The organism is Azovibrio sp. (assembly GCF_049658005.1).
Lineage (GTDB): Bacteria > Pseudomonadota > Gammaproteobacteria > Burkholderiales > Rhodocyclaceae > Azovibrio.
Window position 1 is genome coordinate 1 of record NZ_JBASOH010000015.1, and the last position, 22,372, is coordinate 22,372.

Here is a 22,372-nt window from a genome sequence, read left to right on the forward strand (position 1 = left end):
TGTTGAAACCGCGCATGCGGTGGTAGCGGGTCAGGGCGTCCATGAGAGTCTGGTTGAAGCCATGCCCCATGTGCAGGGTGCCGGTGACGTTGGGCGGCGGCAGCAGGATGCAGAAAGACTGGTCGGCGGGCTTCGTGGTGTCGAGGCCGGCGGCGAAGTAGTTGCGGGATTCCCACTCGGGGTACCAGCGGCGCTCGATGTCCGCAGGTTCAAAGCTCTTGGCGAGTTCCATGGATCTGATGGGGGAAGGCAGAAAACCGGCGATTATACCGGTTGGCGCGCCAGCAGCCTTGTTTGCCGCTGCGGGCAGGGTCAGCGCGGCGGTTTGGGGTAGCTGGCCACGAAGTCGGCAATGGCCTTGCGACTGGTTTCTTCCACCCCCTGGCGGATATCCCGGGCAATGCTGGCCAGGGCAGCCTGCAGGCTGGCTTCCACCAGCACGGGGATTTCTGCGGCCAGTTGCTTGCTGATGGCCTCGGCCAGGGCCTGGCTCATGCTGTCCAGGTCGGGGCAGGGGGTGGGGCGGCCATCCTGCCGGGGGGAGGGGGTGACCACGTCGGTGAGTACGGGCAGGTCATCCTCTTCCTGCGCTGGGGCGGCGGGCGTTGCGCGCTGCCGGCGGCGCATGAACGCATCGGCCCGGGAGACGATGTCGTCGTTGTGGGGCAGTTCTGGTTCGGGCATGGCTCAGCGCGGCGCCATGTCCACGGCGACGATCTCGTGTCCGTGGGCCTTGTAATGTTTGAAACGCTGCCGCGCCTGAATCTTGTCTTCGTCGGCCTGGCTGACCACTTCGATCAGATTGGTAAAGCGCTCGAAGTTGGGCGGGATTTCATCGCCCAGATTCAAGAGCCGCTGGTCCTGGCGCGGGGCTTGCAGGTCCTGGGTGAGCAGGATCGGGGTTTCTGCGGCCAGGGGGGAGCGGTCATGGCAGTGGGGCAGGAAGCTGAGGGGAAACCGGGTCCACAGCAGGCGGTCCAGCAACTGGGCCTGCTCGGGCGCCGGGACGAAAACCGTGAAGTCCTTCTTCTGCGCCCAGGCCCTGGCCAGGAGGCTGCAGGCCGCTCCCAGCCGGTCCTGAACATTGTGGTAGAAGAACACCTTGGTCACTGGACGCCCGGCTTTTCCGCATGCTTCAGCAGGAAGTGGGTGAGCAGGGAAACGGGACGGCCCGTGGCACCTTTGTCCGAACCGGATTTCCAGGCCGTGCCGGCAATGTCCAGATGGGCCCATTCGTACTTTTTGGTGAAGCGGGAGAGGAAGCAGGCGGCCGTAATGGCGCCCCCCCAGCGGCCGCCGATATTGGCCATGTCGGCAAAGGGGCTCTTGAGCAGTTCCTGGTAATCCTCCCAGAGGGGCATGTGCCAGGCCCGGTCATGGGCCTCTTCGCCGGCCGCCAGGAGTTCACGGGCCAGGCTGTCATCGTTGGCGAACAGACCGGTTGCCACATGGCCCAGGGCGATGACGCAGGCGCCGGTCAAGGTGGCGACGTCGATGACGGCTTGCGGCTCGAACTGTTCGGCGTAGGTCAGGGCGTCGCAGAGAATCAGCCGGCCTTCGGCGTCGGTGTTGAGGATTTCGATGGTCTGGCCGGAGAGGGAGGTGACGATGTCGCCAGGGCGGGTGGCGCTGCCGCCGGGCATGTTTTCACAGCTGGGAATCAGGGCCACGAGGTTGATGGGCAGGGCCATGCGGCCTGCCGCCTGCATGGTGCCGAGCACGGCGGCGGCGCCACACATGTCGTACTTCATCTCGTCCATGTCGGCGGCGGGCTTGATGGAAATGCCGCCGGAGTCGAAGGTGATGCCCTTGCCGACCAGCAGCAGGGGCTTTTCCCCGGATTTTCCGCCTTTGTGCTGGAGAATGATGAATTTGGGGGCCTGACGGGAGCCCTGGGCCACGGCGAGCAGGGAATGCATGCCCAGCTCTTCCATGTCCTCGCGTTCCAGCACCTGGCATTGCATGCCCAGTTCCTGAGCCATCTGCCGGGCCTGCTCCGCCAGATAGCCGGGGGTGCACACGTTGCCGGGCTGGTTGCCGAGATTGCGGGCCAGGGCGATGCCTTCGGAGATGGCGATGCCCTGAGCCAGGGCCTCTTCCGCCGAGGGCAATTCGTTGCGCCGTTCCACCGCGAAGGTGAGCTTGCGCAGCGGGCGGCGGATCCCGGCTTTCTTGCTCTTGTAGTGGTCGAAGCGATACACGGCTTCCTGGGCCACCATGGTGGCCTGGCGGATGCGCCAGGAAACATTCCGGCGCTTGGGGCCGGTTTCGGTGAGGAACAAGGTGCCATCGAAGGCGCCGGTCTCGTTCAGGGTTTTGACGGCGGTGCGGATGGCGTCGCAGTATTCCTTTTCCCGGAATTCCTTTTCCTTGCCCAGGCCCACCAGCAGGACCCGGTCGCAGAGCGAGCCTTGGATATTGTGCAGCAGCAGGGTCGAGCCGGCCTTGCCCTCCATGTCGCCCCGGCGAATGATGTCGGAGATGTAGCCCTTGGCTGCCTTGTCCAGGAGTTCCGCCGGCAGGGTCAGCTTGCGGGGTTCAAAGACGCCCACGACCACACAGGCACTGCGCTGCTTTTCCGGGCTTCCGCTTTTTATGCTAAATTCCACTCGCCGCTCCTTATCCTATGATTTTCGACGACTGGAGCGATTATCCCTGCATTTTTTCACCGAAGTCAAAGATATGATCTTCGAACGCGCCGCGCGGCGTGAATTCGCCCAGGTTGCCGCGGGTGTCTTTGTCGCAATTTTCGCCATTCTCGTTTCCATCCAGTTGATCCGTCTCCTCAATGAAGCAGCCGGCGGTCGCCTGGCGCCGGAGGCGGTGCTGGCCTTGCTGGGTTTTGCGGCCCTCAATTATCTGCCCGTCCTGTTGTCGCTGACGCTGTTCATTGCGATCCTGCTGCCCTTGACGCGGGCGTATCGGGATTCGGAAATGGTGGTCTGGTTTTCTGCCGGTTTGCCACTGACAGCGTGGTTGCGTCCCGTTTTTCATTTTTCCTTGCCCATCGTCATCGCGATTGTGGCGCTTTCGCTGTTCCTGACGCCCTGGGCGGCCTCCAGAAGTAATGAATACCGCAGCAAGCTGGAAGCTCGCAGCGATGCCGGGAAAGTGGCACCCGGGAGATTTCAGGAAGTGAGCGCCGGAGGGCGGGTGGTTTTCGTCGAGAAGGTCGAGGAAAACCTGGAATATGTGAAAAATGTGTTTGTGACCACGGTGCAGGAGGGGCGGCTCGGCGTGGTCATGGCCGATACAGGGCGCCAGGAAAGCACGCGCAACGGTGATCGTTTCCTGGTGCTGAGCCATGGTCAGCGCTATGAAGTGGAGCCGGGGGTGGCTGAGTTCCGCATGATGGAATTCGAACGCTATGGGGTGCGTCTGTATGATGGCGATGTCCGCAGCGACACGACTGCACCCAGATTCCAGCCCCTGAAGGAATTGTTGCAGGGGAATTCGCCCAGCCAGAAGGGCGAGTTGTTATGGCGCTTCGGGCAGCCCCTGGCCGCCCTGTTGCTGGCCTTGCTGGCCGTTCCCCTGGCTTTTGTGAATCCGCGGGCGGGCCGTTCCATGAACATGTTGCTGGCGATCGTGGTATTCACCCTGTACAACAATCTCTTGTCCATCAGCCAGGCCTGGGTGGCCCGGGAGCGACTGGCATTTGAATTCGCTGTCTGGGCGCCGCATGCCATCATGCTGGTCGTGCTGGCCCTGCTTTTTTATCGGCGTCTGGCCGTGTTCGCTTTCTGGCGCCGTAAGTCCTGATGAAAATCCACGAAAAATATATTGCCAGGGAGTTATTGGCCGCCATTTTGCTGATGCTGACTGCGCTGGCAGCGCTGTATGGCTTTTTTGACCTGATCGAGAGTCTCAAGGATGTCGGGCGGGGCGAGTTCGGCGTGGGGCATGCCTTCATCTATGTGCTCCTGCTTTTGCCCGGGCGGGTTTACGAACTCATGCCCATTGCCGTCCTGATCGGCGCCTTGTTTGCCCTCTCCAGTCTGGCCAGACATTCGGAAATCACCGTGTTGCGGGCTTCCGGGATGACGACGCGCGAATTGCTGTTCCTGTTGTTCAAGGTCGCAGGCGCATTTGCCCTTGCCGCCCTGGTGCTGGGTGAGGCCGTCGTGCCAGTGGCGGATCGGACGGCTCAGGAGATACGTGTCAAGGCGATCCGCAACATGGTGGCCCAGCAGTTCCGTTCCGGGCTGTGGGTCAAGGATGGTCGTGCTTTCATCAATATCCGTTCAGCGACGCATGAGGCGCAGTTGGAGCAGGTCCGGGTCTATCAGTTTGATGCAAAAAACCGCCTCGAATATGTGATGGAGGCGCGCCTGGGGCGTTATGTGGGACCCGGACAGTGGCAGTTCGATGGCGTGGTGCGTACCCGCCTGCAGGAAGTCGATGGTGAGGTCAGCAAGGTGGAGGTGGATCGCCTGGATCAGTTGGCTTGGTCGTCGTCCTTGACGCCGGAAATCATTTCCGTGTTGATGGTGTCGCCGGAGCGCATGTCTCTGGTGGGGCTGGTGACCTATCTCCGTCACCTCTGGATCAACCATCAGAAAACGGAACGGTATGAAATTGCCCTGTGGAAAAAGTTTTTCTATCCCATGGCGGCCATGGTCATGGTGGCCCTGGCCTTGCCCTTCGGCTATACCCACGGCCGCATGGGCGGGGTCAGTGTGCAGATTTTCGGGGGGATCATGGTCGGGGTGTTGTTCTACATGCTGAACGGCCTGTTCTCCTCTCTGGGAGTCATACATTCCTGGCCGCCCCTGGCGAGTGCGATGGCCCCTTCTGCCTTGTTCCTGCTGGCGGCGCTGGGCATGCTGTGGTGGGTGGAGCGGCGTTGATCAGTCCTGGGGTGGTTTGACCAGAATGATGCGGCTGTCGGCAATGCGGTCGTGCAGGAACTGTTTGTCTTTGTCGAACAGGGCCCAGAGGATGCCGATGCCGAAAAAGAGCAGGGAGGGCCAGGCCGCCAGGTAGCGGAGTACGGCCTGGAGCGGCCGCAGAGGGGCGCCGGAGCGGTCGACCAGCTTGAGTTTCCAGGTTTTCATGGCCAGAGTCTGGCCGCTGTCGAGCCAGAACCAGACGCTGTAAGCCATCAGCAAGAGGATGAAGTGCGCCCGTACTACCCAGGCCGGGGCTGCCACATGGGCCAGGGTGCCGAGCAGGGCGTGGGGCAGGATGAAGCCGACGGCAATGACGCCAGCAAGCAGCAGGCCTTCATAAACCATGGCGATCAGGCGACGGGAAATGCTGGGGTATGCGAGGGGCTGGCTCATTGCCGGGGGGGTGGGTTGCGCTCGGAAGCGGGGGATTTTGCCTCCGATTTTTGTTTCAGGCGCAACTTTTCTTCCTCGGGAAGCTGGTTGTAGCGTTCCCACTGGGTTTTGACCTCGTTCTTTTTCTCAGGAGGCAGCTGCTTGAATTCCTTGTAGTGGCTGCGGGCCTTCTCCCGGTCTTCCGGGGGCATGGCCTGCCAGGTCTGCATGCGGCGCTGCATGCGCGCCTGTTCTTCCGGGCTGAGTCTGGGGTAGTGCCGGGCCATGTCGAGCCATTTCTTGCGGCGGTAATGCTCCATCTGCGGCCAGTCGTCGGCCAGGGGGGCCAGGATCTGTTTTTGTTCCGCCGTCAATCGGGACCATTCCGGCTGAGGCGAGGTAATCCTGGCGTCCGGACCACTCCAGGCCGGACTCGCCGCAAGCAGGAGGGCGAGGATCAGCCCTCGGAGGATTCTTCTAGCCATGCGCGAAATCCAGGATCAGTGAAAGCCTTGGGGGGCAGGTCGTCAGCCAGCAGGTCGGTATCCAGGGCCGCCATGGCACTGATTTCGTTCTGGTTTTGCAGATAAAGCGCGGTAAAGCCGATCCCGGCGGCAAGGGCCAGGGTTGCCAGGGCGGGACGAAGCCAGCCCCGCCCGGCCGTAAAGCCGGAACCGCGCCGGTTTGCCTTGCTTTTGACGGCGAGGGCATGCTGGCGGGCGGTGTGCAGGCGGTTCAAGGTAGGTGTCGACAGGCGTTCCAGGCCCTGGTCCAGGTGCCGGCGCAGGCCGTCGATCAGTTGTTGTTCATTCATGGTGTGATCCCCCGTTTTTCCAGTGCAGCGGCCAGTGCGTGCGTGGCTCTTGAGCAATGGGTCTTGACGCTTCCTTCAGAACAGCCCATGGCAGCAGCTGTTTCTGCAACGTTCATGTCCTCCCAGTAACGCATGAGAAAGGCTTCCCGTTGACGTGTTGGCAATTTGGATATCTCAAATTCAATGATTTTCAAGGTCTGGTGCTGTTCGAGCTGGCCTTCCGGGGTCCTGGCCTGGTAGCTGGGGCGGTCGTCGGCCACATTTTCCAGCGGATCGTGGTCATCTTCGTCCCTCGAGCCAAAGGCAGACAGCAAGGTGGTCCAGAGGTTGCGGATCTTGCTGCGCCGGAAATGATCGCGGATGCAGTTTTGCAGGATGCGCTGGAACAGGAGCGGCAATTCCTCGGCGGGACGGTCGCCGTAACGGTCTGCCAGTTTCATCATGCTGTCCTGAACAATGTCCAGGGCGGCGTCTTCGTCGCGGCAGGCGAAGACGGCTTGCTTGTAGGCGCGCCGCTCGGTACCGGCGAGGAAGTCGGAGAGTTGCTGTGTCGTGGCCAGGGGGAAACCTCTTGAAAGCCTTGTTGTTATTGGGGTTTTTGGGCGATGCCTTGACCAAACGAGGACGGTCGATTAGTGTTACGGGTTTTCAAGCAACCAGCTGAATGGGCCTAGCGATGATGATGACCGGCGCAGAAATTGTAATCAGGTGCCTGCAGGAAGAAAAGGTGGAACATGTTTTCGGGTATCCCGGCGGTTCCGTCCTGCACATCTATGATGAACTGTTCAAGCAGGATCAGATCAAGCATATCCTGGTCCGCCACGAGCAGGCGGCGGTGCATGCGGCCGATGCTTACTCCCGTTCTTCCCGCAAGGTGGGGGTGGCGCTGGTGACTTCCGGCCCCGGCGTGACCAATGCGGTCACCGGCATTGCCACGGCTTACATGGATTCTGTGCCGATGGTGGTGCTCTGCGGTCAGGTGCCGACCTACTACATCGGTCAGGATGCCTTCCAGGAGTGCGACACGGTGGGTATCACCCGCCCCTGCGTCAAGCATAACTTCCTGGTCAAGGACGTGAAGGATCTGGCCATCACCCTGAAGAAGGCCTTTCATATCGCCACCACCGGCCGTCCTGGCCCCGTGGTGGTGGATATTCCCAAGGACGTCACCGCCAACAAGTGCGAGTTTGAATATCCCAAGGCCGTACAGATGCGCTCCTACAACCCGGTGGTGAAGGGGCATCTGGGGCAGATCAAGAAGGCCGTGCAGTTGCTGGCCGAAGCCCGGCGTCCGGTGATCTACGCCGGCGGTGGCGTGGTGCTGTCCGATGCCGCCGAAAAACTGACCTTGCTGGCGCGCAAGCTGGGCTTCCCGGTCACCAACACCTTGATGGGGCTGGGCGGTTATCCGGCGACGGACAAACAGAATGTGGGCATGCTGGGCATGCATGGCAGCTACGAAGCCAACATGACCATGCATTACGCCGACCTGATCCTCGCCCTGGGCGCCCGCTTCGATGACCGGGTGATCGGTGATCCCGAACACTTCGCTGAGGAGCCGCGCAAGATCATCCATGTGGACATCGATCCTTCCTCCATCTCCAAGCGCGTGAAGGTGGATGTGCCCATCGTCGGCAATCTCTTCGACGTGCTCGATGAGATGCTCAAGCTGCTGGAAGATGGTTTCAAGGCCGATCCGGCGGTCGCCGACTGGTGGCGCCAGATTGAAGAGTGGCGTGGCCGTGACAGCCTGCGTTACAAGCAGGGTCAGCACATCATGCCTCAATACGTGGTGGAAAAGCTCTATGAAGTGACCGGGGGCGATGCCTTCATCACCTCCGATGTCGGTCAGCACCAGATGTTTGCCGCCCAGTACTACAAATTCGACAAGCCGCGCCGCTGGATCAACTCCGGCGGCCTGGGCACCATGGGCGTCGGCCTGCCCTACGCCATGGGGGTCCGCTTTGCCAATCCGGACATGCCGGTGGCCTGCGTCACGGGTGAAGGCTCGATCCAGATGTGCATCCAGGAACTCTCCACCTGCAAGCAGTTCGAGCTGCCGATCAAGATCATCAACCTCAACAACGGCATGCTGGGCATGGTGCGCCAGTGGCAGGAAATGTTCTATTCCAAGCGCTACTCGCAGTCCTATGTGACTTCCCTGCCTGACTTCGTCAAGCTGGCCGAGTCCTATGGTCATGTGGGCATGAAGATCGAACGCCCCGAGGATGTCGAACCTGCCTTGAAGAAGGCGTTCACCGAGCACAAGAATGATCTGGTGTTCATGGACTTCATCATCGACCCCACGGCCAACGTCTTCCCCATGGTAGCGGCCGGCAAGGGGCTGACCGAAATGATCCTGGCCGAAGGCCTGTAAGGGGAGAGAGACAAGATGCGACACATTATTTCCGTCCTGCTGGAAAACGAAGCCGGCGCCCTGTCCCGGGTGGCGGGCCTGTTCTCGGCCCGGGGCTACAACATCGAAACCCTGACCGTGGCCCCGACCGAGGATGCCTCCTTGTCCCGCATGACCATCGTCACCCGGGGCTCCGACGAGGTGCTCGAACAGATCACCAAGCAGCTCAACAAGCTGGTGGATGTGGTCAAGGTGGTGGACCTTTCCGAAGCGGCCCATGTGGAGCGCGAACTGATGCTGATCAAGGTCCGTGCTACGGGCAAGGACCGGGAGGAAATGAAGCGGATGGCGGATATCTTCCGTGGCCGTATCATTGATGTGACCGAGTCTACCTACGTCGTCGAATTGACGGGGACCAGCGCCAAGCTGGATTCCTTCATCAACGCCCTGGATGCCGGACTGATTCTGGAAACCGTTCGTACCGGAGTTTCCGGCATCGGCCGCGGTGACCGTATTCTCAAAGTTTGACTATCTATTCATAAAAGAGGATTTCATGAAAGTTTATTACGACAAGGACGCCGACCTCTCCCTGATCAAGGGCAAGAAGGTCACCATCGTGGGTTACGGTTCGCAAGGTCATGCCCACGCGCAAAACCTGAATGACTCCGGCGTCAAGGTGACCGTGGGTCTGCGCAAGGGTGGCGCGTCCTGGAAAAAGGCAGAGGCCGCGGGCCTCAAGGTCAAGGAAATCGCCAAGGCCGTCGAAGACGCCGATGTGGTCATGATTCTCCTGCCGGATGAAAACATTCCTGCCGTGTACAACGAAGAAGTCGGCCCGAACATGAAGAAGGGCGCGGCCCTGGCTTTCGCCCACGGTTTCAATGTCCATTACAACCAGGTCATTCCCCGTGATGACGTGGATGTCATCATGGTGGCCCCCAAGGGCCCCGGCCATACCGTGCGTTCCGAGTATTTGAAGGGCGGCGGCGTGCCTTCCCTGATCGCGGTGTATCAGGACAAGTCCGGCAAGGCCAAGGACATTGCCCTCTCCTATGCGGCTGCCAACGGCGGCACCAAGGGCGGCGTGATCGAAACCGACTTCAAGGAAGAAACCGAGACCGATCTCTTCGGCGAACAGGCCGTTCTGTGCGGCGGCGCCGTGGAACTGGTGAAGATGGGCTTCGAAACCCTGGTGGAGGCCGGCTACGCTCCTGAAATGGCCTACTTCGAGTGCCTGCACGAACTGAAGCTGATCGTGGACCTGATGTATGAAGGCGGCATCGCCAACATGAACTACTCCATCTCCAACAATGCGGAGTATGGCGAATACGTGACCGGCACCGAAGTCATCAACGCCCAATCCCGCGAAGCCATGCGCAACGCCCTGAAGCGCATCCAGAGCGGTGAATACGCCAGGATGTTCATCCTGGAAGGCAAGACCAACTATCCTTCCATGACCGCCCGGCGCCGTCTGAACGCCGAGCATGCCATCGAGCAGGTCGGCCAGAAGCTGCGCGACATGATGCCCTGGATCAAGAACAACAAGCTGGTGGACCAGTCCAAAAACTGAGTTCTGCCTTCCTCTGGCCGCGCGGCTGTTCTTGCCGGCGCGGCCCCGCCAGTTCCCGCCCGGCCTGTTGCCGGGCGGATTTCGTCTTTATTTCAGGTTTCCCATGAATAACAGCTACCCCCATCCCATCCTTGCCAAGGAAGGCTGGCCTTTCCTGATTCTTCTTCTCGTGGGAGCCGTGGGGGTCCAGTTCCTGCTGGGCTTCTGGGTGGCCCTGCCCTGGTGGCTGGGTTTGTTGTTCGTCATCCAGTTTTTCCGGGACCCGGCCCGCACGATTGCCGGCACGGGACCCAGGAGCGTCGTCTCTCCTGCCGATGGCCGCATCGTCGCCGTGGAGGAGACGGAGGATGTCTATCTGAACCGCCGGGCCATCAAGGTCAGCGTGTTCATGAATGTTTTCAACGTGCATTCCAACCGCTCTCCCGTGGAGGGTACGGTGCAGCAGGTCTGGTACAGTCCCGGCAAATTCATCAATGCCAGCCTGGCCAAGGCCTCCACCGAGAACGAGCGCTGCGCCATGCACATCAAGACCCCTGACGGCCAGGATGTCACCTGTGTGCAGGTGGCCGGTCTCATTGCCCGGCGCATCCTCAATTACATGGATGCCGGCATGCCGCTGAGCCGGGGTCAGCGCTACGGCTTCATCCGCTTCGGTTCCCGGGTGGATGTGTATCTGCCCCTGGATGCAAAGGTGAAAGTGGTGATTGGCGAAAAAGTGTATGCTTCGAGCACCTTGCTTGCCGAGCTTGCCTGATACACCATGATCGAGAACCAACCCAGAAAAGCCCTGTTCAACCCCGAGCTGCGGCGGCGGGGTATTTATATCCTGCCCAATCTGTTGACCACGGCGGCCCTGTTTTCCGGGTTCTTCGCCATCGTGCAGGCGATGCAGGGCAGTTTTGAACATGCCGCCATGGCCATCTTCGTTGCCATGGTGCTCGATGGCCTGGATGGCCGGGTGGCCCGCATGACCCGGACCCAGTCGGCCTTCGGGGCCGAGTACGATTCCCTGTCCGACATGGTGAGCTTCGGCGTGGCCCCGGCCCTGGTCATTTATGAATGGGCCTTGACCGGCATGGGCCGCCTGGGCTGGATTGCCGCCTTCATCTACTGTGCCGGTGCCGCCTTGCGCCTGGCCCGCTTCAATACCACGCTGGGCGTCATCGACAAGCGTTTCTTCCAGGGCTTGCCCAGCCCCGCGGCCGCGGCCCTGGTGGCGGGGTTTGTCTGGGTGATGATCGACTTCAGGGTCCCCGGCGGCGATATGCGCTGGCTGGCGGCCTTCATCACCGTGTTCGCCGGGGTCTCCATGGTGACGAACTTCCGCTTCTATAGTTTCAAGGACATCAATCTCAGAAAGAGTGTGCCCTTCATCGTGGTGGCCGCCCTGGTCCTGGTGTTCGTGCTGGTCTCCAGCTATCCGCCTGGCGTGCTGTTCGGCTTGTTCTGCGTTTATTCCCTGTCCGGCTACGTCCTGACCCTGGTCCAGGTGTTGCGCAAGAAACCTGTCGTCCGCTGATCGAATGAATTTCCGCCTTTCCCGGGGCCTTCCCGGGAAAGGCGTTGTTGATTGGGAGCAAGACATGAAAGACCATTTGGTGATTTTCGATACCACCCTGCGCGATGGTGAGCAGAGCCCGGGCGCCTCCATGACCAAGGAGGAAAAGATCCGTGTTGCCCGGCAGCTGGAAAAAATGCGGGTGGATGTGATCGAGGCGGGTTTTGCCGCGGCTTCTCCCGGGGATTTCGAGGCCATTCGCGCCATTGCCGAAACCATCAAGGAAAGCACGGTCTGCTCCCTGGCCCGGGCGAGCGAGAAGGACATCGAGCGCGCCGGTGAGTCGATCCAGCACGCGGCCAGAAAGCGCATCCACACCTTCATCGCCACCAGCCCCATCCACATGGAAAAGAAGCTGCGCATGAGCCCCGGGCAGGTGCTGGAACAGGCGGTCAAGGCGATTGGCTGGGCCCGGCAGTACGTCGATGATGTGGAGTTTTCCGCCGAAGATGCGGGCCGTTCCGACATCGATTTCCTCTGCCGCATTTTCGAGGCCGTCATCAAGGCCGGCGCCACCACCCTCAATGTGCCGGATACCGTGGGTTACAACTTTCCCACGCAGTATGCCGACACCCTCCGCCAGTTGCTCGAACGGGTGCCCAATGCGGACAAGGTGATCTGGTCCGTGCATTGCCACAACGACCTGGGCCTGGCCGTGGCCAACTCGCTTTCCGCCGTGCTGGCCGGCGCCCGCCAGGTGGAATGCACCATCAATGGTCTGGGCGAGCGGGCCGGCAATGCCTCCCTGGAAGAAGTGGTGATGGCGGTGCGCACCCGGGCCGACATTTTTCCGGTGGAAACCCGGATCGACACCACCCAGATCGTGCCGGCTTCAAAGCTCGTGTCGCAGATCACCGGCTACCCGGTGCAGCCCAACAAGGCCATCGTCGGCGCCAACGCCTTCGCGCACGAGTCCGGCATCCACCAGGATGGCGTGCTCAAGCATCGGGAAACCTACGAGATCATGCGCGCCGAGGATGTGGGCTGGAGCCAGAACAAGCTGGTGCTGGGCAAGCATTCGGGCCGTAATGCCTTCAAGAGCCGCCTGGCCGAACTGGGCGTGGTCCTGGAGAGCGAGGATGCCCTGAATTCTGCCTTCGCCCGGTTCAAGGAACTGGCCGACAAGAAGCACGAAATTTTCGATGAAGACCTGCATGCCCTGATTTCCGACGAGGCCGTGACGCCGGATCAGGAATACTACAAGCTCAACTACTCCCGGGTTTGTTCCGAAACCGGCGAGCTGCCTCATGCCCGGGTCACCTTGACCGTGGGCGGCCAGGAACGGGCGGCCGAATCCGATGGCTCCGGCCCGGTGGATGCCACCTTCAAGGCCATCGAAAAAGTGGTCGAGAGCGGCAGCGAACTGCTGCTGTACTCAGTCAATGCCATCACCACCGGCACCGATGCCCAGGGCGAGGTGACCGTGCGCCTCTCCAGGCGTGGCCGGGTGGTCAACGGCCAGGGCGCCGATACGGATATCGTCATTGCGTCGGCCAAGGCCTACCTGAATGCCCTGAACAAGCTCCACTCCAGCCAGGGCAAGGTCAATCCCCAGGGCGGGGTGTAAGGCAACCGTCGTTTTGTGCTCATGAAAAATGCCGGGCTTGCCCGGCATTTTGCATGAGGGGGCCGCCAGCCTCAGTCCTGGGGCGTGCGGCTCGGGGCCGAAAGCCGGGCATAGGCCACGACGCTGACAAAGAAGATGAGGGCGAGCAAGGTTTCGATCACGGCCAGCCACTGGCTCGGGCCGGTGTCGCTGGTGGCCCGGACGCTGCCCTCCAGCAGGTAGAGCAGGGCCAGCAGGGAACTCACCTGGTAGCTGTAGCGCCGCCCCTTGAGGATGCCGAACAGAGGCAGCAGCAAGGGAAAGGACTTGGCCGCCATCCAGGAGCCGCCCGGTTTCAGGGGGGCGAGCCACAGTTCCCAGGACAGGCAGAGGAAGATCAGGGCGATCAGGCTGGCGCTGGCGGCCAGTTGCAGGCGATTCGACATGGAGATTCCGGGGGAAGTTGGTGGAGAAGTTTCAAGCCAGCTTCAGGGCCAGCTTCAGGGCCAGCCGGGCCAGGCGCTGGCCCTGGAGGAAGGCCAGCCGGGCCGCCTCGGGGCTCAATACCGGGCTGCCCTGGGGGCCGGACACATGGCTGGCGCCGTAGGGGGTGCCGCCGTCCCGGGTGGCCGAAAGTTCGTGCCAGTCATGGGGCAGGCCCATCAGGATCATGCCGTGATGCAGCAGGGGCAGCATCATGGTCAGCAAGGTAGCCTCGTTGCCGCCATGCAGGCTGCCGCTGGAAGTGAAGACGGTGGCGGGTTTGCCGGCCAGGGCGCCGTTTTGCCAGAGGGTGAGGGTGCCGTCCCAGAAATACTTCATGGGGGCCGCCATGTTGCCAAAGCGGGTAGGGCTGCCCAGGGCCAGACCGGCGCATTCCTCCAGGTCCGGGAGTTCCACATAAGGGGCGCCGCTGGCGGGCACGGCGGGCTCGCTGGCCTCGCACAGGGTGGAAACCCTGGGCACCGTGCGCAGGCGGGGTTGGGTGCCGGGGACACTGTCGATGCCCTGGGCGATCTGCTCGGCCAGGGCTCGCACCGAGCCCCGGTGGCTGTAGTAGAGAACCAGAATGTCTTTCATGGTGAGCTATTATACTGGCCTATGTCCCGCCCTCTTCATCGCATCCTGTTTGATCTCCCCGTCGATCTGGTCCATGTCTTCCTGCGGCAGCGGCTGACTCAGGTGGCCGCCGCGCTGTCCTTTTCCACCTTGCTGACCCTGGTGCCCCTGGTTTCCCTGGTCCTGGTGGTGGCGTCCTTCCTGCCCGGTTTCAGCGTGCTGGTGGGGCAGCTCGACAGCTTCTTGATGCAGACCCTGCTGCCGGGCAAGTCGGGAGGCGCCGTGGCCGAGCAGGTTTATCTTCTGGCCAGCAAGGCCAGGGAGCTCACCTGGCCCTGGGTGCTGGCGCTGGCCTGGATGGTGTTCCTGCTCCTGCACACCCTGGAGGATGCGCTCAATCAGGTCTGGGGAGTCAGTGAGAGCCGCTCCTGGCTGCGCAGCCTGCCCCTGTACTTGTGCGGGATGGTGGGGGTGCCCCTGCTGATGGGGGGGCTGACCAGCCTGCTGGGCTTCCTGGTCAGGCTGGCTTTGGGCTGGAGCGGCGAGCTGGCTCCCCTGGAGACAGAGTTCCTGAAGGGCCTCAACCTGGTCATCCTGGGAGGCTTCTTCGCGCTGCTCTACTATGCCATGCCCCACGTCCGGGTCAGCCCCTGGGCCGCGCTTTGCGGGGGCGTTCTGGTGAGCCTTGGGCTCGTCGGGATGAAGTCCGGGTTTCTCTGGTACATGGCCAGGGCGACCTTCTACTCCAAGGTCTATGGCACGCTTTCGGCCCTGCCCATTTTCCTGGTCTGGCTTTATCTGGCCTGGATCCTGGTCCTGGTGGTGGCGGTCATGGTGGCCAGCCTGGACGGGGCCCTCACGAGGCGTCGGCCTCGATCGTGAACACTTCCACCCGCCCGGTTTGTTCGCTGATGCCTGAGGCGCGCACCTGGCGGATCTCCAGATTGGCCTGCTCGATCAGCAGCAGGAGTTTGTGGTTCAGGTCGTTGATGGCGCCGGCAGGTACTACCAGCACCGGCTCATTGCGCAGCGGTGGCAGGGCCGGCAGGATCAGGGCCGAGATCTGGGCCGGGTTGCCGGGGTCGCCGGGAATGGCGAGCAGGGCGGGGATGGCTTCCGGGGCGAGAACCTGGAGGCCGATTTCGATATGCTCGGGATTTTCGGAAATGGCCCAGCGCACGAGCCCGATCTGCCAGCGTTCGTTGCTGGCGGCATCGGTCTCGGTGCGCAGGGCGACGATGTCTCCCAACCGGACACGCCTGGCTTTGCCGTTCAGGTGCATCAGCGCATAACCGTCGGGACTTTCGTTGGTGATCAGCCACTGGCTGAAGTCGTCGCTGCTCATCTCCTCCGGAGTCTGCAGCATGCGCCAGAGGCGAGGCAGGCCGGAACAGAGGGTGGCCCGGTGGGGCTGGCGGCGGCGGGGGAAGCGCCGCTTGCCCGGGTTGCCCCAGAAGGCAATCAGGCGGCGCAAGGTGCCTCTGCCGGCCGGGGTGGCCGCCAGGGGCGGAAGTTGCAGCGACTGGGCCGACTGGCCCTGGGTCAGGGCTTCCAGATGGGCCTGGGCCTGCTGGGCCATGGCGCGGCAGGAAAAGTAATAAACTTTGTAGTCCGCAGGAGGGGGGCGACGGGCCAGGGCAAAGGCGGGAAAATCGCGGCTCGGGTCGATCCAGAACACCCCCTTGACCTCCGCCGGCGGCGCTTCGCTGATTTCCAGCTGCCGGGCCTGGCTTCGGGCGTAGTGGGCGATGAACATCAGTTCCGGGGCGGAAAAGGAAGCCGGCTGGGCGCAGGCCAGCAGCAGGGCCTCGCAGTAGGCGGGCGGCAACTGGGGATGGGCGAGGTCCGGGCGCTTGTCGCGAATCTGCAAAAAGGTGGCGTGCTGGCGTTGCCAGATGCCCAGGCCGGGAGGTGCCGCCGCCAGATGGCTGAGGTACAGGTGCTGGCTCAGGCAAAAAGCCGTGCGCTCCAGGGGGAGGCAGATGTCACTGTCACTGGCAGCGTGGGGCAGGGATTTGAAAACGCTCTCGTAGGCCAGGGCAAAGCTGTCCAGGACGTCCTGGAGGGTGTGGAATTGCTGCCGGACCGGGCGGGGCAGGGGAATGCTGGCCTTGCTGAGCTGGGTGATCCGGGATTCCAGGGATGCCGTGGCACAGGTAAACAGCATTTCCAGGAGTTTCAGGGTTTGCCGGGCAGGAAGCGGGGTTTCCCGCAGGGTCTGCAACTGGGTGGCCAGTCCCTCCAGATCCAGGTCGGGAGCGTCCCGGTGGGTTGCCAGCCAGGTCAGGATCAGCCGCACATTTGCGTCAGTGAGGTCGGTCATGGTGGTGCTTTCCGGCATGGCGATTCTCCAGTATGGGGAGAGGAGGATAATCAAAATCCGCGTGCTTTTCACTCGCGCTGGAGAAAAAACGGGAGGAGGCGTTTCCGGGAAGAGAGAAAATGCCGGCTCCCATCACTTGTTTTTCTCTGTTTTCCCTTTATAATCCAGCCCTTTTCGTTTTTACTCAACCGGATAAAACAATGGTCGTAATTCGCCTTGCCCGCGGTGGTGCCAAGAAGCGCCCCTTCTATAACCTGGTCGTGACCGACTCCCGTAACCGCCGCGATGGCCGTTTCGTTGAGCGCATCGGCTTTTACAACCCCGTTGCCGCCGAAAGCGAAGAAGGCTTGCGCGTGGCCCTGGATCGTCTGAGCTACTGGCAACAGAACGGTGCCCAACTGTCCCCCACGGCTGCCCGTCTGGTCAAGCAATACGCAGCCCGGCAGGCGGCCTGATTCTCCGGGTGAGCGCTCTTGCCTGAACTTGGCAACGAACCTGGCAACGAACCTGGCAACGAACCTGGCATCATAGTCCTGGGCCGTATCGTCGGTCCCTACGGGGTTCAGGGCTGGGTAAGGGTGCATCCTTTTGGGGATGATCCCCTCAGTTGGCAGGGGATGCCCCTCTGGTGGCTGTCACCCCGCGCCACGGGAGCCTGGCAGGAACATCCCCTGAAAAGTTTCAGGGTGCACGGAGATGGCCTTGTGGCGGCCTTCGAGGATGTGGTGGACCGTGACGGTGCCGAAGCCCTCAAGGGCTGGTGGATCGGCGCTCCCCGCGAGGCGCTGCCGGTTCCGGCGGAAGACGAGTTCTACTGGGCCGATCTGATCGGCATGGATGTTCTCAATACGGCGGGTGAGTCGCTCGGCGCGGTCGAGGGGCTGATCGAAACCGGGGCCAATGATGTACTCCGGGTGGTCGATGCCGAGGGACAGGAACGCCTCCTGCCTTTTGTCGATGCCGTGGTCAGGCAGGTGGATGCGGCAACCCGGCAGATCCGGGTGGAGTGGGGCCTGGACTGGTGATGCCAACCCCTGGTGATGCCAACCGTGATGCCAACCCGTGACTGAACCCGTGCCTGAGGATGCCAGGCCCGTCCCCGCGGTCTTTGATGGCATCACCCTGTTTCCGGAAATGTTCGCGGCCCTCACGGCTTCGGGCATCACCCGCAAGGCGCTGGAAGAAGGCCGCTGGTCCTTTACTGCCTGGAACCCCAGGGATTACGCCGACAATGTCTGGCGCAGCGTGGATGACCGCCCCTACGGCGGTGGTCCCGGCATGGTGATGCAGCCCGGTCCGCTGGAAAAGGCCATCCTGGCCGCCAAAGCCCGCCAGCAACGAGCCGGCAAGGCAGGTAGCCGGGTGATTTATCTCTCGCCCCAGGGGCGGCCCCTGACCCACCAGCGGGTCATGGAGCTGGCCACGGGAGACGAAGGTCTGATCCTGCTCTGCGGGCGCTACGAGGGGGTGGACGAACGCCTCATCGAGCGCTGTGTGGATGAGGAAATCTCCATCGGGGACTTTGTCCTCTCGGGCGGCGAGCTGCCGGCCATGGTCCTGATGGATGCGGTGATCCGCCAGTTGCCCGGCGTGCTGGGCGATGCGGCTTCCGCGGTTGAAGATTCATTTGTGGCGGGCCTGCTGGATTGCCCCCACTACACCCGCCCCGAGGTTTATCAAGGGCAGGGGGTGCCGGAAGTCCTGTTGTCCGGCAACCACGCCAGAATTCGCCGCTGGCGGCTCAAGGAGTCGCTGGCACGGACCCGGAAGCGCAGGCCGGAACTCCTGACGCAACGCGTGCTGAACGCGGAAGAAACGCAACTCTTGGCCGAGATTCTTGCAGAAGAAGCCGAAGAAGAACGGCAAAAGAGCAATGCGGTGAGCAATGACACTCAATAAGGAACTCACATGAACCTGATCGAACAACTGGAACAAGAAGAAATCGCCCGTCTGGGCAAGACCATCCCCGCTTTCGCGCCCGGCGACACCGTCGTCGTGCAAGTGAAGGTCAAGGAAGGTAACCGCGAGCGGCTGCAGGCTTACGAAGGCGTCGTCATCGCCAAGCGTAACCGGGGGCTCAACTCGGCCTTCATCGTGCGCAAGATCTCCTCCGGCGAAGGGGTGGAACGGACCTTCCAGACCTACTCTCCCCTGGTGGCCGGCATCGAAGTCAAGCGCCGCGGTGATGTGCGCCGGGCCAAGCTGTACTACCTGCGCGAGCGCTCCGGCAAGTCCGCCCGGATCAAGGAAAAGCTGGTGCGCAAGCACGTCCCCAGCGCCGCCTGAGCGACCGGGGTACCGCTCGTGCCCGGCCTCCAGCCCCGGTTATCCGGGTCCTGGGCGGGCACAAACCGAAGCTCGACGAGGCCGCCTGGCGGCCTCGTCTTACAACAGGGCGAAGGCGTCAGGATTGACCCACCGGGGTGAAGTCCTCGCGCTCCGCAATGAAGTCGGGCCGGGGAGGCAGGCCGCAAAACGGCTCCACCGGGGTGTTGTCGATACTGTTGAACACCATGAACACGTTACTGCGGGGCAGGGGCGTGATGTTGGAGTTCGAACCGTGCATCACATTGCATTCGAAGAAGGTCACCGAACCGGCCAAGCCGGTGGGCGCCGTGATGCCGTACTCCTCAACCAGCTGCGTCAGGCTCTCGTCGTCGGGCACCCCGATGTCTTGCTGCTGGAGCGAGATCTTGTAGTGGTTTTCTGGCGTGGCGCCGACACAGCTCACGTAGCGATGATGCGAGCCGGGCATGATCATCAGCGGCCCGTTGTATGGGGTGTTTGCCGTCAGGGCGATTGAGCAGCTTACCATGCGCATGGCCGGAATGCCGTCTTCCACGTGCCAGGTTTCGAAGTCGGAATGCCAGTAAAACTCCTTGCCGCGAAAGCCGCCCTTGTAGTTCACCCGCGACTGATGGATATATACCTCACTGCCCAGCAGTTGCCGCGCGATGGCCACCAGCTTGGGGTGATGTGCCAGTCGTTTGAGCACGGGGCTGCTGCGGTGCACCGCAAAAAGGGAGCGCAGCTCGCGGCTGCCCGGCTCGATCACGGCTTCGTCCGCGTCCTTGATGGCCTCGTCGGCCCGTAGCCGCTGCAGTTCGTCCAGATAGGTCTGCACCTCCTCAGGGCTGATCAGGTCGTCGAAGTGCAGGTAGCCGTGATCGATGTAGTCGTTGAGCTGGCTTTCGCTCAGCGGGCCGCGCCCTGGCTCGCCCCACACCACCGGGTCCAGCCGGGGCGTGATCAGTATGTCGCGGCCAAAGCGCGAGGGGTAACGGTCATCGGCGCGCGGGTGCCGCGGCGATGAAGTGGCCTTCATCGGGTTGGATGTCGACATGCGGGATCTCCTTTCAATCGCCCAAAGCATAGGCGCCGGTTTCGTCGTGCACCTCGCGTCCCGTCAGCGGCGGGTTGAATACGCACACCATGCGCATGTGGGTGCCTTTGTTGGCGCGCAGAATGTGACGGTCGTGCTGGTTCAGACAGTACAGCGTGCCGGGGCGAATAGGGTGGGTGATCCCGGTGGCCAGATCGACGATCTCGCCCTCGCCCTCGATGCAATACACCGTCTCGTAGTGGTGCTGGTAGGCAAACTCGTGTTCGCTACCTGCTTTGATGAGGGTGTCGTTGACCGAATAGCCCACGCCGGCATCCTTGTAGATCAGGCGGCGGCTATTCCAGCCTTCGGTGTCTACGTCGGCGTCAGTGCCGATCACGTCATCCAGGTGTTTCACGATCATGGTTTTCTCCTTGTTTCGGTGCGTGTATGAGGGAAGGGATTCAGATCGCCTTGGCCAACGCGGCTTTTGGGGTGTGGGCAGTGGCCGGCACACCCAGTACGGCACAGAGGCTGTCTTCGATTACGTCAAGGCCGTAGGTCAGTTCCTGCTCGGTGATGGTGAGGCTGGGCAGCAGCTTGAGCACCTGGTCGTCGATCCCGGCTGTCTCGATGATCAGCCCTCGCTCGAAACAGGCCTGCGAAACACGTCCTGCGAGCAAGGGGTCGCCAAATTCGATGCCCCAGATGAGGCCTCGGCCGCGCACCTGGGCGCCGGGTGTCAGACGCTCTGCCATGGACTGCAGCCGCTGCTCTACCTGCTGCCCTTTTTTTTGTACCGCCTGGGTCAGGGCGTCGTTTTGCCAGAACTGCAGCGCCGCCGTGGCGGTCACGAAGGCAGGGCAATGGCCGCGGAAGGTGCCGTTGTGCTCGCCTGGCGCCCACTGGTCCAATTCGGGCTTGATGAGCACCAGAGCCAGCGGTAATCCGTAGCCCGACAGCGACTTGGACAAAGTCACGATGTCGGGCACGATGCCGGCCTCCTCGAAACTGAAGAAGCGGCCGGTGCGTCCGCAGCCAACCTGGATATCATCTACGATCAGCACGATGCCGTATTCGGCCGTGATGCGCCGCAGGCGCTGCAGCCACTGCACGCTGGCTACATTTACGCCGCCTTCGGCCTGCACGGTTTCCACGATCACGGCGGCCGGCATGTCCATGCCGCTGCCGCCGTCTTTCAGCAGGGCTTCGAAATAGTCCAGCGTATCGGTGTCGGCTCCCAGATAGCCGTCGAACGGCACTGCGGCGCTGTTGCTGAGCGGCACGCCAGCGCCGGCGCGTTTGAAGCCATTGCCGGTCACGGCCAGGGCACCCAGAGTCATGCCATGAAAAGCATTGGTGAAACCCACCACCTGCTCGCGTCCGGTCACCTTGCGGGCCAGCTTCAGCGCCGCTTCCACCGCGTTGGTGCCGGTAGGGCCGGGAAACTGGAACTTGTAGTGAAGGCCTCGCGGTTGCAGGATCACTTCGTAGAAGCGCTCGATGAAACGCTGCTTGGCCTCACTGTACATGTCCAGGGTGTGGGTGATGCCATCGCGCATCAGGTAGGCCAATAGGGCCTGCTTGATCCTGTCCGGGTTGTGGCCATAGTTGAGCACACCGGCCCCGCAAAAAAAATCGAGGTATCGGCGGCCTTCGATGTCAGTCATCCAGGCCCCCTTGGCGCTGCTGAATATGGCTGGAAAGGTGCGGCAGTAACCGCGGACTTCGGATTCGTGCTGTTCAAAGGTAATCATCGGACCCTCCTTTTTGATGAGTGAAAGACGTCGTCCCGTCGGGCGCATGGCGCGCGCGGGAGGTGGCAAAGGCGCGCTGGGCGCGCCGTTTCAAAGCGGCACGGGTGGGGTGCCGCGGTTGATCGGCCCAATGCGATACAGGGGTTCCGCAGGGTGATCGACAGGGAACAGATCGGCGGTGAAGTGGGGCCGGATTTCGCAGTCCGTGTTGTACTTACGCGCCAAGCGCAGGAACAAGGCCCGGGAAGCGATGTTGTCCTCAGCCACCGTAGCGGTGACCCAGCGACAGGAGCGGTTGGCCGGCAGGGCCAGCCATTGCTCGAGCAAGGTGAGCCCCAGGCCCTGGCCCTGGCAGTCGGGCCGCACACCCACCTGCCATACGAACGCGGTCTCCGGCTGGGTGGGTGGGTGGTAGGCGATGACGGCGCCGCACAGCTCGCCGTCATCGCCTTCTGCTACCAAGCAGGTGGCGCCGAAATCGGCGGCAAACAGCACATAAAAATAGGCCGAATTGAGCTCCAGAGTGCCGGTGGCGCGCACCAAGCGCCACAAGGCTGCGCCGTCAGTGGGGCGCACGGAACGAAAACAAACAAAAGAATGAGGTCTGGATGTGTTGTGGTCGATACGGGTCATGCATTGGGTTGTTTCGGGAGGGCTGCCATCGCCGGACAAAGCCGTCGACCACAACCCAGACCACGTCAGCGCCAGAGGGCGGGCACCGCGGTCGGTCCGACCTGTGCAAGGCACAAGTCCTCAAAAAACTCAAGCGACCGGTTGGCCGTTGAACGATCGAATGGCGCTGA

At 62.2% G+C, this 22,372-nt stretch carries 28 protein-coding genes; 13 read left to right on the forward strand and 15 right to left on the reverse strand.

Translation table 11 applies throughout. From position 1 onward, the window contains the following. The 4 genes from WBH99_RS01175 to WBH99_RS01190 all read right to left on the reverse strand — a co-directional run. Nucleotides 1-232, reverse strand: a 232-nt coding sequence (locus tag WBH99_RS01175; protein WP_424218273.1) for a class I tRNA ligase family protein, incomplete at its 3' end; no start/stop codon positions are given. 80 nt (nt 233-312) lie between these two features. After that, nucleotides 313-684, reverse strand: coding sequence for a hypothetical protein (locus WBH99_RS01180; protein ID WP_424218275.1), 372 nt, complete (start codon nt 682-684; stop codon nt 313-315). Nucleotides 685-687: 3 nt separating this feature from the next. Then, nucleotides 688-1,110 carry a DNA polymerase III subunit chi gene (locus WBH99_RS01185; protein WP_424218276.1) on the reverse strand — a complete coding sequence of 141 codons (423 nt, stop codon included), beginning with the start codon at nt 1,108-1,110 and terminating at the stop codon, nt 688-690. After that, entirely contained in the window at nt 1,107-2,609 is a 1,503-nt protein-coding gene (locus tag WBH99_RS01190) for a leucyl aminopeptidase (protein WP_424218277.1), read from the reverse strand. Before WBH99_RS01190 ends, WBH99_RS01185 begins: the two co-directional genes overlap by 4 nt. A gap of 73 nt (nt 2,610-2,682) precedes the next feature. Here WBH99_RS01190 and lptF point away from each other — a divergent pair, with 73 nt between their 5' ends. Together lptF and lptG are read left to right on the forward strand one after the other, a co-directional pair. Next, complete coding sequence (lptF, locus tag WBH99_RS01195; protein WP_424218278.1) at nt 2,683-3,762, forward strand: LPS export ABC transporter permease LptF; 1,080 nt, start codon at nt 2,683-2,685, stop codon at nt 3,760-3,762. Then, nucleotides 3,762-4,850 (forward strand): LPS export ABC transporter permease LptG, encoded by a 1,089-nt coding sequence (gene lptG, locus WBH99_RS01200; RefSeq protein WP_424218279.1) that lies wholly within the window; start codon nt 3,762-3,764, stop codon nt 4,848-4,850. The genes lptF and lptG overlap by 1 nt, the downstream gene beginning before the upstream one ends. Here the strand turns inward: lptG and WBH99_RS01205 are convergent, their stop codons facing one another. From WBH99_RS01205 to WBH99_RS01220, 4 genes are read right to left on the reverse strand one after another with little or no spacing between them, the layout of a single operon-like run. Beyond that, nucleotides 4,851-5,285 carry an RDD family protein gene (locus WBH99_RS01205; protein WP_424218280.1) on the reverse strand — a complete coding sequence of 145 codons (435 nt, stop codon included), beginning with the start codon at nt 5,283-5,285 and terminating at the stop codon, nt 4,851-4,853. Next, nucleotides 5,282-5,749, reverse strand: a complete 468-nt coding sequence (locus tag WBH99_RS01210; protein WP_424218281.1) for a DUF3106 domain-containing protein — start codon at nt 5,747-5,749, stop codon at nt 5,282-5,284. Before WBH99_RS01210 ends, WBH99_RS01205 begins: the two co-directional genes overlap by 4 nt. Next, entirely contained in the window at nt 5,722-6,078 is a 357-nt protein-coding gene (locus tag WBH99_RS01215) for a DUF3619 family protein (RefSeq protein ID WP_424218282.1), read from the reverse strand. Before WBH99_RS01215 ends, WBH99_RS01210 begins: the two co-directional genes overlap by 28 nt. Beyond that, nucleotides 6,075-6,668: an RNA polymerase sigma factor gene (locus WBH99_RS01220; protein ID WP_424218358.1), complete on the reverse strand. Its 594-nt coding sequence runs from the start codon at nt 6,666-6,668 to the stop codon at nt 6,075-6,077. Before WBH99_RS01220 ends, WBH99_RS01215 begins: the two co-directional genes overlap by 4 nt. Nucleotides 6,669-6,754: 86 nt before the next feature. Between WBH99_RS01220 and ilvB the strand changes: the two genes are divergently transcribed. From ilvB to WBH99_RS01250, 6 genes are all read left to right on the forward strand, one after another. Continuing rightward, on the forward strand, nt 6,755-8,455 hold the full coding sequence (ilvB, locus tag WBH99_RS01225) for a biosynthetic-type acetolactate synthase large subunit (RefSeq protein ID WP_424218359.1): 1,701 nt from the start codon (nt 6,755-6,757) through the stop codon (nt 8,453-8,455). Between the two features lie 15 nt (nt 8,456-8,470). Then, nucleotides 8,471-8,962, forward strand: coding sequence for an acetolactate synthase small subunit (gene ilvN, locus WBH99_RS01230; RefSeq protein WP_424218283.1), 492 nt, complete (start codon nt 8,471-8,473; stop codon nt 8,960-8,962). 25 nt (nt 8,963-8,987) lie between these two features. Continuing rightward, a complete protein-coding gene (gene ilvC / locus WBH99_RS01235; RefSeq protein ID WP_424218284.1) occupies nt 8,988-10,004 on the forward strand; it encodes a ketol-acid reductoisomerase in 1,017 nt (338 codons plus the stop codon). A gap of 103 nt (nt 10,005-10,107) precedes the next feature. Further along, entirely contained in the window at nt 10,108-10,758 is a 651-nt protein-coding gene (locus WBH99_RS01240) for a phosphatidylserine decarboxylase (protein ID WP_424218285.1), read from the forward strand. A gap of 6 nt (nt 10,759-10,764) precedes the next feature. Next, entirely contained in the window at nt 10,765-11,523 is a 759-nt protein-coding gene (gene pssA / locus WBH99_RS01245; RefSeq protein WP_424218286.1) for a CDP-diacylglycerol--serine O-phosphatidyltransferase, read from the forward strand. Between the two features lie 64 nt (nt 11,524-11,587). After that, nucleotides 11,588-13,129 carry a 2-isopropylmalate synthase gene (locus tag WBH99_RS01250; RefSeq protein ID WP_424218287.1) on the forward strand — a complete coding sequence of 514 codons (1,542 nt, stop codon included), beginning with the start codon at nt 11,588-11,590 and terminating at the stop codon, nt 13,127-13,129. A gap of 71 nt (nt 13,130-13,200) precedes the next feature. Here the strand turns inward: WBH99_RS01250 and WBH99_RS01255 are convergent, their stop codons facing one another. Together WBH99_RS01255 and wrbA are read right to left on the reverse strand one after the other, a co-directional pair. After that, on the reverse strand, nt 13,201-13,554 hold the full coding sequence (locus tag WBH99_RS01255; protein ID WP_424218288.1) for a DUF2069 domain-containing protein: 354 nt from the start codon (nt 13,552-13,554) through the stop codon (nt 13,201-13,203). A 31-nt stretch (nt 13,555-13,585) separates the two neighbouring features. Beyond that, nucleotides 13,586-14,188, reverse strand: a complete 603-nt coding sequence (wrbA, locus tag WBH99_RS01260) for an NAD(P)H:quinone oxidoreductase (RefSeq protein WP_424218289.1) — start codon at nt 14,186-14,188, stop codon at nt 13,586-13,588. Between the two features lie 21 nt (nt 14,189-14,209). Here wrbA and WBH99_RS01265 point away from each other — a divergent pair, with 21 nt between their 5' ends. Then, nucleotides 14,210-15,049, forward strand: coding sequence for a YihY/virulence factor BrkB family protein (locus WBH99_RS01265; RefSeq protein WP_424218290.1), 840 nt, complete (start codon nt 14,210-14,212; stop codon nt 15,047-15,049). Here the strand turns inward: WBH99_RS01265 and WBH99_RS01270 are convergent. Next, nucleotides 15,024-16,508, reverse strand: a complete 1,485-nt coding sequence (locus WBH99_RS01270; protein WP_424218291.1) for a hypothetical protein — start codon at nt 16,506-16,508, stop codon at nt 15,024-15,026. The two genes, WBH99_RS01265 and WBH99_RS01270, sit on opposite strands and share 26 nt — an antisense overlap. 182 nt (nt 16,509-16,690) lie before the next feature. Here WBH99_RS01270 and rpsP point away from each other — a divergent pair, with 182 nt between their 5' ends. From rpsP to rplS, 4 genes are all read left to right on the forward strand, one after another. Beyond that, nucleotides 16,691-16,945 carry a 30S ribosomal protein S16 gene (gene rpsP, locus WBH99_RS01275; RefSeq protein ID WP_424218292.1) on the forward strand — a complete coding sequence of 85 codons (255 nt, stop codon included), beginning with the start codon at nt 16,691-16,693 and terminating at the stop codon, nt 16,943-16,945. Between the two features lie 69 nt (nt 16,946-17,014). Then, nucleotides 17,015-17,515 (forward strand): ribosome maturation factor RimM, encoded by a 501-nt coding sequence (gene rimM / locus WBH99_RS01280; RefSeq protein ID WP_424218360.1) that lies wholly within the window; start codon nt 17,015-17,017, stop codon nt 17,513-17,515. A gap of 37 nt (nt 17,516-17,552) precedes the next feature. Beyond that, complete coding sequence (trmD, locus tag WBH99_RS01285; RefSeq protein ID WP_424218293.1) at nt 17,553-18,389, forward strand: tRNA (guanosine(37)-N1)-methyltransferase TrmD; 837 nt, start codon at nt 17,553-17,555, stop codon at nt 18,387-18,389. 9 nt (nt 18,390-18,398) lie between these two features. Continuing rightward, nucleotides 18,399-18,776, forward strand: a complete 378-nt coding sequence (gene rplS, locus WBH99_RS01290; RefSeq protein ID WP_424218294.1) for a 50S ribosomal protein L19 — start codon at nt 18,399-18,401, stop codon at nt 18,774-18,776. 118 nt (nt 18,777-18,894) lie between these two features. Here rplS and thpD read toward each other — a convergent pair whose 3' ends face one another. From thpD to ectA, 4 genes are all read right to left on the reverse strand, one after another. Further along, nucleotides 18,895-19,833 (reverse strand): ectoine hydroxylase, encoded by a 939-nt coding sequence (gene thpD / locus WBH99_RS01295; RefSeq protein ID WP_424218295.1) that lies wholly within the window; start codon nt 19,831-19,833, stop codon nt 18,895-18,897. 13 nt (nt 19,834-19,846) lie between these two features. Beyond that, nucleotides 19,847-20,236 (reverse strand): ectoine synthase, encoded by a 390-nt coding sequence (locus WBH99_RS01300; RefSeq protein ID WP_424218296.1) that lies wholly within the window; start codon nt 20,234-20,236, stop codon nt 19,847-19,849. 40 nt (nt 20,237-20,276) lie between these two features. After that, the gene (gene ectB, locus WBH99_RS01305; protein ID WP_424218297.1) at nt 20,277-21,569 is read right to left on the reverse strand and encodes a diaminobutyrate--2-oxoglutarate transaminase; all 1,293 of its coding nucleotides are present in this window, start codon (nt 21,567-21,569) and stop codon (nt 20,277-20,279) included. Between the two features lie 90 nt (nt 21,570-21,659). Continuing rightward, nucleotides 21,660-22,145, reverse strand: a complete 486-nt coding sequence (gene ectA / locus WBH99_RS01310; protein ID WP_424218298.1) for a diaminobutyrate acetyltransferase — start codon at nt 22,143-22,145, stop codon at nt 21,660-21,662. Between the last annotated feature and the right edge of the window lie 227 nt (nt 22,146-22,372).

Excerpts from the sequence above, each read along its gene's own strand:
- WBH99_RS01180 (WP_424218275.1), bottom strand. The coding sequence starts at position 684 with ATGCCCGAACCAGAACTGCCCCACAACGACGACATCGTCTCCCGGGCC.
- lptF (WP_424218278.1), top strand. The coding sequence starts at position 2,683 with ATGATCTTCGAACGCGCCGCGCGGCGTGAATTCGCCCAGGTTGCCGCG.
- lptG (WP_424218279.1), top strand. The coding sequence starts at position 3,762 with ATGAAAATCCACGAAAAATATATTGCCAGGGAGTTATTGGCCGCCATT.
- WBH99_RS01205 (WP_424218280.1), bottom strand. The coding sequence starts at position 5,285 with ATGAGCCAGCCCCTCGCATACCCCAGCATTTCCCGTCGCCTGATCGCC.
- WBH99_RS01210 (WP_424218281.1), bottom strand. The coding sequence starts at position 5,749 with ATGGCTAGAAGAATCCTCCGAGGGCTGATCCTCGCCCTCCTGCTTGCG.
- WBH99_RS01215 (WP_424218282.1), bottom strand. The coding sequence starts at position 6,078 with ATGAATGAACAACAACTGATCGACGGCCTGCGCCGGCACCTGGACCAG.
- ilvB (WP_424218359.1), top strand. The coding sequence starts at position 6,755 with ATGATGATGACCGGCGCAGAAATTGTAATCAGGTGCCTGCAGGAAGAA.
- ilvN (WP_424218283.1), top strand. The coding sequence starts at position 8,471 with ATGCGACACATTATTTCCGTCCTGCTGGAAAACGAAGCCGGCGCCCTG.
- ilvC (WP_424218284.1), top strand. The coding sequence starts at position 8,988 with ATGAAAGTTTATTACGACAAGGACGCCGACCTCTCCCTGATCAAGGGC.
- WBH99_RS01240 (WP_424218285.1), top strand. The coding sequence starts at position 10,108 with ATGAATAACAGCTACCCCCATCCCATCCTTGCCAAGGAAGGCTGGCCT.
- pssA (WP_424218286.1), top strand. The coding sequence starts at position 10,765 with ATGATCGAGAACCAACCCAGAAAAGCCCTGTTCAACCCCGAGCTGCGG.
- WBH99_RS01250 (WP_424218287.1), top strand. The coding sequence starts at position 11,588 with ATGAAAGACCATTTGGTGATTTTCGATACCACCCTGCGCGATGGTGAG.
- WBH99_RS01255 (WP_424218288.1), bottom strand. The coding sequence starts at position 13,554 with ATGTCGAATCGCCTGCAACTGGCCGCCAGCGCCAGCCTGATCGCCCTG.
- wrbA (WP_424218289.1), bottom strand. The coding sequence starts at position 14,188 with ATGAAAGACATTCTGGTTCTCTACTACAGCCACCGGGGCTCGGTGCGA.
- WBH99_RS01265 (WP_424218290.1), top strand. The coding sequence starts at position 14,210 with ATGTCCCGCCCTCTTCATCGCATCCTGTTTGATCTCCCCGTCGATCTG.
- WBH99_RS01270 (WP_424218291.1), bottom strand. The coding sequence starts at position 16,508 with ATGCCGGAAAGCACCACCATGACCGACCTCACTGACGCAAATGTGCGG.
- rpsP (WP_424218292.1), top strand. The coding sequence starts at position 16,691 with ATGGTCGTAATTCGCCTTGCCCGCGGTGGTGCCAAGAAGCGCCCCTTC.
- rplS (WP_424218294.1), top strand. The coding sequence starts at position 18,399 with ATGAACCTGATCGAACAACTGGAACAAGAAGAAATCGCCCGTCTGGGC.
- thpD (WP_424218295.1), bottom strand. The coding sequence starts at position 19,833 with ATGTCGACATCCAACCCGATGAAGGCCACTTCATCGCCGCGGCACCCG.
- WBH99_RS01300 (WP_424218296.1), bottom strand. The coding sequence starts at position 20,236 with ATGATCGTGAAACACCTGGATGACGTGATCGGCACTGACGCCGACGTA.
- ectB (WP_424218297.1), bottom strand. The coding sequence starts at position 21,569 with ATGATTACCTTTGAACAGCACGAATCCGAAGTCCGCGGTTACTGCCGC.